Genomic DNA, 12,535 nt, shown 5'->3' with positions numbered 1-12,535 from the left:
GTGCGACGAAACGTCACCGTCCCGCGCTTGCCTGAACATAAGGACCATGCTTAGCTCGCTAATAATTAGTTTGAATCATGAGTTTCCTTATGCCATTGACTGATGAACACCGTTTCGGGATGCAACTCGGACATCTCACCCGGGGCTGGCGCGCCGAACTGGATCGTCGGCTTGCCGATCTTGGCCTGTCTCAGGCGCGCTGGCTGGTCCTGCTGCACCTCGCCCGTTTCACCGAACCGCCGACCCAGCGCGAGCTTGCGCAAAGCGTGGGCGTCGAAGGGCCGACTCTGGCGCGTTTGCTCGACAGTCTTGAAAAGCAGGGCCTGGTTCAGCGCCAGGCGGTGGTCGAGGATCGACGCGCGAAAAAGATCCTGCTCAGTGATACTGCCTTGCCACTGATTGAAAAGATTGAAACCATCGCCAATGTGCTGCGTATCGAGCTGTTCGAGGGCGTGAGCGAGGAAGATTTGCGCGTCAGCATGCGGGTGCACTCGCAGATTCTGGCCAATCTGGAAAGATCCTGAGACGAAGCCGGGCGTTCTCAACCATAATCGTGCAACGGATACTGAAGTCCAACTGATTACGTGAGAAGCCTGCTGTGGTTTCTATAAGGGTTCGCATGCTGAAGAGTTCACTGGCTGCTGTCGAAGGTGCAGGTCGCAGGGCGCGCGTGGTGTTTTGCAAGAGCGTCATAGCGGCGTCATTGCTGGCCTGCTCTACGCTGGCGTCTGCGCTGGGGCTGGGTGAAATCACCTTGCACTCGGCGCTCAACCAACCGTTGAATGCCGAGATCCAGTTGCTGGAGACCGGCGGTCTGAGCAACGAAGACGTTGTCGCCAGGCTCGCGTCGCCCGAGGCTTTTGCCAAGGCGGGCATAGAGCGGGTGTTCTTTCTCAACGACCTGCGCTTCACCCCAGTGCTGCGCGGCGATCGCGGCGTGATCCGGGTGGTTTCCACCAAACCGGTCACCGAGCCCTACCTGAGCTTTCTCGTCCAGCTGGCGCGCCCGAATGGCGATTTGCTGCACGAATACACCCTGCTGCTCGATCCTGCCACCTCACCGCAAGGTCTGGCCGCCACGCGCAGTCGCAATACGCAACGTTCGACGGCCTCGGCACAGGAAAGCCGCATGCCGGTCGCGCCACCGGCCGCCGTGCAGGGCAAGCATTACACGGTTGCCAATGGCGATACCCTGAATGGCATTGCCAGCCGCTTGCAAGGGCCGGGTAACAAGGTTTCGGCAAGCCAGCTGGCAGACGGCATTCGTTTGCTCAACCCGCAGGCGTTCGCGGCGGGTGCCGGTTCTGCGCTTAAAGTTGGCCAGGATTTGTTGCTGCCCGATTCCGCTGTATTGCCAAGTGCCGCTGCGCCTGCCGCCAGCCTGGAGGCGTCGTCACCCAAGCCTGCCGAGCTGCAGCGCACCGCCGAGCAACTGTCGGCGGCGGCCATCGAAAACCAGCAACTGGTTCAATCGCTGGAGGCGCTCAAAGCCCAGACTCAAGAACTGCAAGAGCAGATGAGTGGCAAGGACAAGCAAATCACCGCGTTGCGCAGTGATCTTGCCGTTGCGCAATCCGCTGTCCGACCTGCCACGCCTGCTACACCTGCAATAACCCCGGCCACTCCCGTTCAGCCGGCTGTTGCCGATACGCCGGGCACCGATTCATTCCTGAGCCTGCCGATACTGCTTGCTGCCGTGTTGATTGTGCTTCTGCTTGTGGCGTTTGCTTATTCGAAACGACGCCAGCAGCGCAAACAGTCCGCAGCGCCTGCTGTTGCGCCCGATGAGCAACTGATCAAGCCTGCTCAGGCGACCATGCTTCCGGTGTTCGAAGTGCCCGCCGTTGCGCCACAGCCTGCGGTGCAGACGCCACCCACCCCGGCAGCAACCAAGCCACCGGCAGCGCAGCGTTCGGCTGGCTCTACGCCGGATGCGCTGGACGGCGTCAGCATTTACATCGCCTACGGGCGTTTCACCGAGGCGATGGGCATTCTGCGCAGCGCCCTGGAAAAGCAGCCGGAGCGTGATGACATTCGCATCCGCTTGCTGGAATTGCTGGCGGAGCAGGGCGATGGCAGCGGTTTTGTTCGGGAAGAGCAATCAGCGCTGGAGCACGGCGTTGATCCGCAGACCATTCAAGACATCCGCGACCGCTTTCCACAAATCAAGGCCGCCGAAGTTGCGCCTTTGGCGGCAGTCATCCCCGCTGCTGCGGTCGCGGCTACCGCGCTGTCTTTCGAGAAAACCGAGCCCGAGCCAGAATCTGCGGCCTATCTGCAGCCCGACCTGGAGCCTGAACCTGCGGCGCAGCTGGACGAAACCGCCGCAGCGGCGCTGAATCCGCAGGACGAGTTTCAGTTGAACCTCGATGACCTGTCGATGGATGCCGACTGGGATCTGGTCGATCCGTTCGACAGCCCGCCGCCGCGCATCAAGCCAGCAGCGGCGACTGCTGCGCCAGCGCCCGCTGACGTCGACCCTGGTTTTTCTTCGGACCTGACTCAACTGCCGGAAGTCTTTGAACTCTCGGATGAGCAGTTCCTCAGCGATTTCTCCGAGCCCGATGTCATCGAGCCCATCGAAGTGGTGGCACCTGCCGCTGCTGACGACCTGAGCGATGACTTTCTCGACAGTTTCATGAGCGACGACGCAGAGTTCGACCTGCTGGACCTTGAAGAACCACCGCTTAGCCAGATCAATCAGGCGCAGGTGCTGATCGAGGAGGGCGATCTCGAGTCGGCTCGTGAAATTCTGCAACAGGTCATTGCCGAATCCGACGAGGAGCATCAGCGCATGGCGCGGGAACTGTTGGCGGGCATCAGCTGACCCCGTTGTTTCCCTGAGCAGGCGTGACCGGTCTGGCGTTTAACGAAAGATTGGTCGAATGCCACGGCATTTCGGATACGCCACACAGCCCCAAAACTCACCGGCATTCTTGCCGGTGCGGGCCACCTTGATCACCATGGTTTTTTTACAGTGCGGACACGCAGGCGCTGCGGGCTTTGCTGGCGGCTTGGGTGCAGCCGGTTCGCGAAGCTTTTCCGGGCGTTTGGCTGGGCTGGTTTTGACGGGCTTTTGCGGTTGCGGTTGCGATGAGTGCGCTGCGGGTTTGGTGGGCTGCGCATGCGTTTGCTGATCCGCTGTCTGACCGGCAACCCTGCGCAGTAGCCTGCGAAACGTGCGGATCAATGCCGCCAGAGCAGATGTCGTGTTGCGTGCCATAAGGTGCCTTGAGTCGCGTTGCGTTCAGGGGCGGCATGGTGCAGGCATCCTCGTCAGGACGCAAACTTCGGCGTGGCAATCATGCCCGTCTGCTGTTCTGCGACACGCGCAATTGCCGCCTGTCGCTAAAGCCCTGCGTTTTGTGGGCGATAACAGTGCACGAGGACTGCCGGTTGCCACCCTGAAAGGTTGTGCTACACCTTCAACACACGCCCGGCATATCAAGCATTATCACGGAGTGAATTATTAATGCGCGTCAACATGCCTATCACGCAGACTGAACGGACTTTTCCGGCATCTGAACGCCTCATCTCCACCACCGACCTCAATAGCCACATCACGTACTGCAACGACGCCTTCGTCGCGTTGAGCGGTTTTACCCGTGAAGAACTGGTCGGGCAGCCGCATAACCTTGTGCGCCATCCGGATATGCCGGCTTCGGTGTTCGCCCATATGTGGGAAACCATCAAGCAGGGCAAGCCGTGGATGGGCGTGGTCAAGAATCGCTCCAAACAGGGTGACTATTACTGGGTCAGCGCCTACGTGACGGCGGTGTATGAAAACGGTCGGATAGTCGGCTATGAGTCCGTCCGCTCATTGCCGACCCGCGATCAGGTTCGTCGTGCAGAAGCATTGTATGCACGGCTGCGTGCCGGCAAATCGGCGGTGTCGGTAACCAGCTCGGCGGCCTATCACTTGATTCGCCAGTTACCGATGATCCTCTGCGCCCTGGCACTCGCTGTCGGCGTCTACCTGCTGGACGATCTGCCTTCGATCATCATGATTCCGATTGTTATGGTGGTGCTGGGCGGTTTTCTGGAAATGCGTCAGCGCCGCAGCATTCGCAGCACTCTCGAAGAACACCCCAAAGCGTTCACCAGTTCTTTGGTTGCGCTGACCTACAGCGACAACCGTGGCCCGCAGGCGCAACTCGATCTGGCCATGCTCAGCGAAGAGGCCCGCTTGCAAACCGCTTTGACGCGCCTGGCCGATACCGGCGAGAGCGTACGCCAGCACGCCGGGCGTTCTGCGCAGTTGTCCCTGCGCCAGGCCGAGTCGCTGGACCAGCAGCGCAGTGAGGCGGATCAATCGGCTACGGCCATCAATCAGATGGCGGCGACCATTCAGGAAGTGACCCATAACGTACAGAACACCGCCCACGCCGCCGAGGAAGCCGACAAACTGGCGCAGCAGGGGCGTGGTCTGGCCGATGAAAGCCTGTTGGCGATTCGGCACATGGCCAACTCGGTCACCGACATCGGCAACGCTGTGGGTGAACTGGCCAGCGCCACGCAATCAATCGGCAGCGTGGTCGATGTGATCACCTCCATCGCTCAACAAACCAACCTGCTGGCGCTTAACGCAGCCATCGAAGCGGCCCGTGCCGGTGAGCAGGGGCGTGGCTTTGCGGTGGTGGCCGACGAGGTTCGCTCGCTGGCTTCCCGTACGCAGTCCTCGACCGAGCAGATTCAGCAAATCATCACCTCGCTGCGTGATGGTGCCGACCGTGCGGTGCAGACCGCCAACAAAGGCGAGCAGATCTCCCAGGAAAGCGTCGCCAGCGTCGAAGCCGTGCAGAAGGCCCTGGACGGCATCAGCCAGTCCGTGACCCGCATCACCGGCATGAGCCAGCAAATGGCCTCGGCATCCGAAGAACAGAGCCACGTTGCGGAAAACATCAGCCAGCAGATTACCCGTATCGCGCAACTCTGCGACGAGAGTGCCAGCCAGGCGCAGCAAGGCTCGCAGATCAGCGGCGAACTGGAAGAAATGGCGCAGTACCTGCACAGCCTGGCCGAGCGGTTCAGTCGCTAAGCATACGCAGAGGACGCAGAGCGTCCGGAACGGCATTACCACGCGGAGCGTGGTAACGATGATCTGGGTTGGATTTGGCCATGTGCGCTGATCGCAGACCCCAGAATCTATCTGCGCTGTTCCGCGCTCTCTGGATCGGACGCAGAGCGTCCAGAACGGCATTACCACGCGGAGCGTGGTAACGAGAATTGGGGGTATTGCGCCTGGTTGCGTTCACACAGCAACCCCGCTACCCAGACCCCAGCCTGACCTCAGAAGGCGTAGCCCGAAGAGGACGCAGAGCGTCCAGAACGGCATTACCACGCGGAGCGTGGTAACGAGAGTTGGGGGTATTGCGCCTGGGTGCGTTCACACTACAACCCCACTGTCCGGACCTCAGCCTGACCTCAGAAGGCGTAGCCCGGGGAGGACGCAGAGCGTCCAGAACGGCATTACCACGCGGAGCGTGGTAACGAGAGTTGGGGTATTGCGGCTGCGTGCGTTCACACAGCAACCCCACTGTCCGGACCTAAGCCTGACCTCAGAATTGGGGTGTTGCGTCCGTGTGCGTTTACACAACTCTCAACCCCACCACCTATCGTGCCCATCGCTCCGCGTGGGCATGCAGTTCATGACGCTCTGCGTCATCGGTTTGCCGTAACGTAGGCTCCATTTGGGTGATTATCCATTATTGTCGGACAATTATTCTTTCATCCGAATAAATAAGGCCCCTAACTGAAGTTGCTGAAAGTATTGGCTGTAAAACTGAAGACAAGAGAATGGCGTGCAACTAAATGGCCACTACGAAATTCGGTTATCTCCATATCAAAAAGCCAAACAAACTCAATACATTCAATCAGATATCACTGAACTATATATCCAGTGATGCATTATCCTTATGTCCTTAAACTTGTATCAGAATTGAAATAAATCTGTTGCCAAGTGCATAACCGCAGACTATGTTCTGGAATCGCTCAATGAAGAGCCGACCATTATCAGGTGTGCAGGGATGCGAAAGTCCAAGCGTTTGGGTGCTGTCCGTTATTCGTTTAAACCAGTAGCAAGCGGTGCTCTTTGTGCGTTGTCTTTTACGTTTGGCTGCTCTGCCTATGCGGATTATGTCGAGCAGGGAAAACCGGGTGACGCTGCCAGTTGGCGTTCGGCAGAATTCCAGAGCGACTGGGGCCTGGGCCGTATTCAGGCGGATCAGGCATACGCCGCCGGCATCACCGGGGCAGGCGTCAAGATCGGTGCGCTGGACTCGGGTTTCGACCCGTCCCACCCGGAAGCCACGCCATCCCGCTACCACGCAGTCACCGCTACCGGCACCTACGTTGACGGTTCGCCCTTCAGCATCACCGGCGCCATCAATCCGAACAACGACACCCACGGCACGCACGTCACCGGCACCATGGGCGCAGCGCGCGATGGCGTCGGCGTGCATGGCGTGGCGTACAACGCACAGATCTACGTCGGCAATACCAATCAGAACGACAGCTTCCTGTTCGGCCCGAGCCCGGACCCGCAGTATTTCAAGGCGGTGTATGGGGCGCTGGCGAACGCCGGAGTACGCGCCATCAACAACAGCTGGGGCAGCCAGCCATCCGACGTGACCTACGCCACCGAGGCAGGCGTGCGTGCTGCCTACGCTCAGCACTACAACCGTGGAACCTGGCTGGACGAAGCGGCGAACGTCTCGCGCAAGGGTGTGATCAACGTGTTCAGTGCAGGCAACAGCGGTTACGCCAACGCCAGCGTGCGGGCGTCGTTGCCGTATTTCGAGCCGGACCTCGAAGGCCATTGGCTGGCTGTGTCGGGCCTCGACAGCAGCAATGGCCAGCGCTACAACCAGTGCGGCCTGTCCAAATACTGGTGCATCACCATGCCCGGACGACTGATCAACGGCACCGTGCCCGGCGGCGGTTACGGGATCAAGTCCGGCACCTCGATGTCCGCACCGCACGCCACCGGGGCGCTGGCACTGGTGATGGAACGCTTCCCGTACCTGAACAACGAGCAGGCGCTGCAAGTGTTGCTGACCACCGCCACCCAGCTCGATGGCTCGGTCACTCAGGCACCGACCAACAGCGTCGGTTGGGGCGTGGCCAATCTTGAGCGGGCGATGCGCGGTCCCGGTCAATTGCTCGGCACCTTCGACGCCAACCTGGGGTCCGGTGTGAGCGATGTATGGAGCAACGATATTTCCGATCGGGCGCTGCTTCAGCGTCAGGCCGAAGACACTGCCGAGCAGGCCACCTGGCAGCAAACCCTGATCAGCAAAGGCTGGCAAAACGGTGTTGCCAGCACCGCCAGCCAGCAGGATCAGGCCGATTACGCCACCGGCACTGCGCGAGCCGCCGCAGCCGCTCAGCGTCAGTACCAAGGCAGCCTGGTCAAATCCGGTGCCGGTCGACTGGTTCTGCAAGGCGCCAACACCTACCGTGGCGATACCCTGGTCAATGGCGGCTTGCTGTCGGTCAACGGCTCGCTGGTTTCCGCTGTGCAGGTCAATGCGGGCGGCACGCTAGGCGGTAACGGCCAGATCGGCGGGCTGACGGCGCGCAGTGGCGGTATCGTTGCGCCGGGTAATTCCATCGGTACGTTGCAGGTGAACGGTGATGTCACCCTGCAACCGGGTTCGACCTACGCCGTTGAGCTTTCGCCCACCGCCAGTGACCGCATCGTTGCCACCGGAAGCGCTACCGTATCAGGCGCGAACATGACGCTGGCGCTGGAGAACGCGACGCCGGTGGCCTTGAGTTCTGCACCGATCCAAAGCGTCGTAGGTCGCCAGTACAACGTGCTGCAAGCCGCCAATGGCGTGAACGGCCAGTTCGGCTCAGTGACTTCGAACTACGCGTTTCTGGGTGGCCGACTCGACTACGCAGCTAACGGCGTCGCGCTGAACGTCGAGCAAACCAGCGCATTCAGCAGCGTCGCCCAAACCCCGAATCAATCTGCCGTAGCAACCGCTGCCGAACAGCTTGGCGCAGGCAACGCGGTGTACGAAAACCTGTTGCTGACTCAAAGCGCAGCTGCTGCCCGAGATAGCTTTCAGCAACTGTCCGGCGAGATCTACCCGGCCATTGGCAGCGTGCTGATCAACGACAGCCGCCAGATCCGTGATGCAGTGGGTGAGCGTCTCGGGACCAGCGTATTCGGCACTGATGGCAATACGGCCGCGCAAGACAATGTCTGGATCAAAGCCCTGGGTGCCTGGGGCAAGACCGACTCGCGTGACGACACCGCCGGTTACACCACCTCGATTGGCGGCCTGCTGGCCGGTGTCGATGGCAACCTTGCCGATGACACACGTCTGGGCGTGGTCGCGGGCTACAGCGACATCTCATTGAACATGGGCTCCGGCACGCATTCCCGGGCTTCGGTGGACAGCTACCACCTGGGCGCTTACCTCGGCCATGAAATCGGCGCACTGCGCCTGACCCTCGGCGGCGCGCACAGTTGGCATCGCATTGATGCACAGCGCGACGTGCAGGTCGGCGGAGCAGCGGGCAAGGAGAAAACCAAGCACGATGCCCAGAGCACCCAAGTGTTCACCGAGGCGGCGTATCGCATCCGCTTGCAACCCGCGACCCTTGAGCCGTTCGCCAATCTGGCCTACGTCCACCTCAACACCGACAGCTTCACCGAGAAGGGCGATGCGGCGGCGCTGTCTGCCGGTAGCGATAACCGCGATGCGGTGCTGAGCACTCTCGGTGTTCGGGCGCTGAAAACCATCGCGATCAGCGACCGACAGAAAATCGACCTGTCGGGCAGCCTCGGCTGGCAACACAACCTGAGCAACACCGATTCCGAACAGCACCTGGCATTCGCCTCGGGTGGCAGCAGCTTCGCTATCGAAAGCTCGCCGCTGGTCCGTGACGCCGCGCTGGTCGGTGCTCATGCCAGCGTAGCGTTGAGCAAGGACGCCAGGGTCAGCCTCGACTACAGCGGCCAACTGGCCAGCCGGGAAAAAAGCCACGGTGTCGGCCTGAGCCTTAACTGGCAGTTCTAAACCCGGCCTCACCCAAACCAACCCTCAAACCAACCCCCCAACCAAAAAGAACGACGCGCATGCAGATGCATGCGCGCGGAGATTCGTGCGCGTTAACTAAGGACGGTCGTTTCATGAAAGATGCATCTACCACCCGATACACCTCTGTCAAACCCCTCGGTCAGGCCATTCGCGCCATCAACCGCGCCTCTTGCGGCGCACTGGCCTGCTACTTGGCGACCTTGGGCGTGGCACATGCCGCGCCGTATGTGGAAGCAGGCCAGGCCGGCAATGCTGCCAGCTGGCGCAGTGCCGAATTCAACGCCGACTGGGGCCTCGGCGCGATCAATGCCGATCAAGCCTACGCCGCTGGCTACTCCGGCAAGGGCATCAAACTGGGCATCTTCGACCAGCCGGTCTATGCCCCGCATCCGGAGTTCGACAGCCCCAACAAGGTGGTCAATCTGGTCACCAGCGGCATCCGCGAATACACCGACCCGTATATCCCGGTGAAGGCGGGCGACGCTTTCCGTTACGACGGCGCACCGAGCCTGGACTCCGGCGGCAAACTCGGGAACCACGGCACCCACGTCGGCGGCATCGCCGGTGGCAATCGCGATGGCGGTCCGATGCACGGCGTGGCTTACAACGCGCAAATCATCAGCGCCGACAACGGCGACCCGGGCCCGGAAGACGGCATCGTGCTGGGCAACGACGGCGCGGTGTATCAGGCCGGCTGGAACGCACTGGTCAATAGCGGCGCGCGGGTCATCAACAACAGCTGGGGCATCGGCATTACCGACCGTTTCAGCAAGGGCGGTCGCGATCCGGCGTTCCCGCACTTCACCGTGCAGGACGCACAAGTGCAGTTCGACCAGATCCGCCAGATCCTCGGCACGCGTCCGGGTGGCGCGTATCAGGGGGCCATCGACGCGGCACGCAGCGGCGTGGTGACCATCTTCGCCGCAGGCAACGACTACAACCTCAACAACCCCGACGCAATGGCCGGGCTCGGCTATTTCGTACCGGAGATCGCCCCCAACTGGCTGACCGTCGCCGCCCTGCAACAAAACCCCGACGCCGCCGCAGCCGTGACCACGCCGTACACGCTGAGCACCTTTTCGTCGCGCTGCGGCTACACCGCCAGCTTCTGCGTTTCGGCACCAGGCACGCGCATCTACAGCTCGGTCCTTAACGGCACCAGCCTGGCAGACCTCACCGTCGGTTGGGCCAACAAGAACGGCACCTCAATGGCCGCACCTCACGTGGCAGGCAGCATGGCTGTGCTGATGGAGCGCTTCCCGTACATGACCGGCGCGCAGGTCGCCGACGTGCTGAAGACCACCGCCACCGACCTTGGCGCACCGGGCGTCGACGCGCTGTACGGCTGGGGCATGATCAACCTCGGCAAGGCTATCAACGGCCCGAGCATGTTCGTGACCGAGGCAGATATTCCTGCCGAATTCCGTATAGACGGCGCCTACGGCGACAGCCAGTTCGTGGCTGACCTGCCAGGCGTCGGCGCGATTGTCGACGCCAGCAAACCGACCCAACGCACTTGCACCGGTCCGCAATGCGGGCTGGATGTATGGAGCAACGGCATCTCCGGTCACGGCGGACTGACCAAGCAAGGCATCGGCACCCTGGTGCTGACCGGGGCCAACAGCTACAGCGGCCCGACGCTGGTCAATCAAGGACGCCTGGCCATCAACGGCTCGCTGGCCTCTGCCGTCACCGTCAACAACGGCGGCATACTGGGTGGCAACGGCAGCGTCGCGTCGCTGACCGCCAACCGTGGTGGCACAGTTGCACCGGGCAACTCCATCGGCACCCTGCAAGTGGCGGGCAACCTCAACCTGGCACCGGGCTCGACCTACGCGGTTGAATTCTCGCCCACTGCCAGCGACCGCATCGTGGTCGGCGGCACCGCGACTGTGAGCGGTGCCAACATGGCCCTGTCTCTGGAAAACGACAATCCCGCACTGCTCAGCAGCAGCCAGACCCGCAGCGTTCTGGGTCAGCAGTTCAACGTGCTGCAGGCGGCTGGCGGTATTCAGGGTCAGTTTGGTTCGGTGACGGATAACTACGCATTCCTCGACGGCAACTTGGCTTACACCGGCACTGGCGTAACCCTGGCCTTGGAGCGCAACGGCGACAGCTTCGCCAGCGCGGCGCAAACGTCCAATCAACGCAGCGTGGCCCAAGCCATTGAGCAACTGAGTGCGGGCAACTCCGTCTATGAGAGCATCATCCTCAGCCAGGACACTGCCAGCGCACGTCGTGCCTTCACCCAACTGTCCGGCGAAGTGCACCCGGCCATCGCTACACAACTGATCAACGACAGCCGCCAACTGCGCGACGCCGTGGGTGATCGCCTGCGCGTGGAAGGGCTGTACGACCAGCCAGCAGCGGGCCGCGAAGACAACTCGGTATGGGTCAAAGCGCTCGGCGCATGGGGTAAAAACAGCGGCAGTAGCGACAGCGCCAGCTCGACCTCATCGCTGGGCGGCCTGCTGGCAGGCGTCGACGGCCTGATCAGCGAACACACCCGTTTGGGCGTGATGGCTGGTTACAGCGACACCTCACTGAGCCTGGGCGACGACACCCACTCGCGGGCCTCGGTAGACAGCTACCACTTGGGCGCCTACATCGGCCACGAACAGGGCGCACTGCGCCTCACCGCAGGCGCATCGCACAGCTGGCACCGCATCGACGTGAAACGCGACCTGCAATTCGGCGCATTCTCCGACCGCCAGAAGGTCAAGCGTGACGCCCAGTCGAGCCAGGTCTTCACCGAAGCCGCCTACCGCCTGAACCTGCAACCGCTGGCACTGGAGCCATTCGCCAACCTGGCCTACGTACACTTCGACAGCGACAGCTTCACCGAAAAAGGCGGCGCCACGGCCCTCAAAGGCAGCGACGACACCCGCGACACCGTGCTCTCGACCCTGGGCATGCGCGCCGGTAACCGCTTCAACCTCAACGACACACAAAAACTCGACGTCTCCGCCACCCTCGGCTGGCAGCACAACCTGAGCGACACCTCGTCCGAACAACACCTGGCCTTCGCCAGCACCGGCAACAGCTTCAACGTGCAAAGCGTCTCCATGGACCGCGACGCCGCCGTAGTCGGCGCCCGCGCCAGCCTGGCGCTGGGCAAGGATGCACGCATCAACCTGGACTACAACGGCTTGCTCGGTGCACGGGATAAAACCCACGGCGTGGGCTTGTCGCTGGATTGGCAGTTTTGATGGAGGATGCCTGCGGGGTGCAGTAGCCCCGCAGGCACTCGGTAATACCTATCGTGCCAATGCTCCGCGTTGGCACGCATCTCGTGACGCTCTGCGTCACATCCAAGCCATCACGCGAATGCTGGATCACTCATAAGTCCAAGCTTCTGCCCGCAGGGCGTGGGAGCAACCGGGGCGGCGATCCGCATTGCTCGCGATCTGCCGGGAACCGGCAGTAAAACCTATGCGTGCGATACATCCTCCGCAAACCAAATTTCAGGCTCGGCCTAGCCA

6 protein-coding genes and 1 pseudogene are annotated in these 12,535 nt (G+C 61.6%); 6 read left to right on the top strand and 1 reads right to left on the bottom strand.

The window, feature by feature from the left end; translation table 11 throughout:
* Positions 1-89: 89 nt before the first annotated feature.
* Positions 90-524: a MarR family transcriptional regulator gene (locus RYB09_RS17695; RefSeq protein WP_002552570.1), complete on the top strand. Its 435-nt coding sequence runs from the start codon at positions 90-92 to the stop codon at positions 522-524.
* A gap of 95 nt (positions 525-619) precedes the next feature.
* Positions 620-2,827 (top strand): FimV/HubP family polar landmark protein, encoded by a 2,208-nt coding sequence (locus tag RYB09_RS17690; RefSeq protein WP_316889546.1) that lies wholly within the window; start codon positions 620-622, stop codon positions 2,825-2,827.
* 39 nt (positions 2,828-2,866) lie between these two features.
* On the opposite strand, the gene RYB09_RS17685 is transcribed toward RYB09_RS17690, so the two are convergent.
* A complete protein-coding gene (locus RYB09_RS17685; RefSeq protein WP_316889545.1) occupies positions 2,867-3,223 on the bottom strand; it encodes a topoisomerase DNA-binding C4 zinc finger domain-containing protein in 357 nt (118 codons plus the stop codon).
* A gap of 249 nt (positions 3,224-3,472) precedes the next feature.
* Here RYB09_RS17685 and RYB09_RS27280 point away from each other — a divergent pair.
* The 4 genes and pseudogenes from RYB09_RS27280 to RYB09_RS17670 all read left to right on the top strand — a co-directional run.
* Positions 3,473-3,754 (top strand): annotated as a pseudogene (locus tag RYB09_RS27280) (PAS domain-containing protein); the annotation flags it as partial.
* 249 nt (positions 3,755-4,003) lie between these two features.
* Entirely contained in the window at positions 4,004-5,038 is a 1,035-nt protein-coding gene (locus tag RYB09_RS17680; protein WP_410478316.1) for a methyl-accepting chemotaxis protein, read from the top strand.
* Between the two features lie 988 nt (positions 5,039-6,026).
* Positions 6,027-9,032 (top strand): autotransporter domain-containing protein, encoded by a 3,006-nt coding sequence (locus RYB09_RS17675; protein WP_316889541.1) that lies wholly within the window; start codon positions 6,027-6,029, stop codon positions 9,030-9,032.
* A gap of 113 nt (positions 9,033-9,145) precedes the next feature.
* Entirely contained in the window at positions 9,146-12,262 is a 3,117-nt protein-coding gene (locus RYB09_RS17670; protein WP_316889540.1) for an autotransporter domain-containing protein, read from the top strand.
* Positions 12,263-12,535 lie beyond the last annotated feature (273 nt).

Source organism: Pseudomonas syringae group sp. J254-4 (assembly GCF_032586855.1).
In the GTDB taxonomy this organism is placed as follows: domain Bacteria; phylum Pseudomonadota; class Gammaproteobacteria; order Pseudomonadales; family Pseudomonadaceae; genus Aquipseudomonas; species Aquipseudomonas amygdali.
Note: the sequence above shows the minus strand (reverse complement) of the source record. Positions and strands in the feature narration are given on the sequence as shown.

Excerpts from the sequence above, each read along its gene's own strand:
- RYB09_RS17670 (WP_316889540.1), top strand. The coding sequence starts at position 9,146 with ATGAAAGATGCATCTACCACCCGATACACCTCTGTCAAACCCCTCGGT.
- RYB09_RS17675 (WP_316889541.1), top strand. The coding sequence starts at position 6,027 with ATGCGAAAGTCCAAGCGTTTGGGTGCTGTCCGTTATTCGTTTAAACCA.
- RYB09_RS17685 (WP_316889545.1), bottom strand. The coding sequence starts at position 3,223 with ATGGCACGCAACACGACATCTGCTCTGGCGGCATTGATCCGCACGTTT.
- RYB09_RS17695 (WP_002552570.1), top strand. The coding sequence starts at position 90 with ATGCCATTGACTGATGAACACCGTTTCGGGATGCAACTCGGACATCTC.
- RYB09_RS17690 (WP_316889546.1), top strand. The coding sequence starts at position 620 with ATGCTGAAGAGTTCACTGGCTGCTGTCGAAGGTGCAGGTCGCAGGGCG.
- RYB09_RS17680 (WP_410478316.1), top strand. The coding sequence starts at position 4,004 with ATGATTCCGATTGTTATGGTGGTGCTGGGCGGTTTTCTGGAAATGCGT.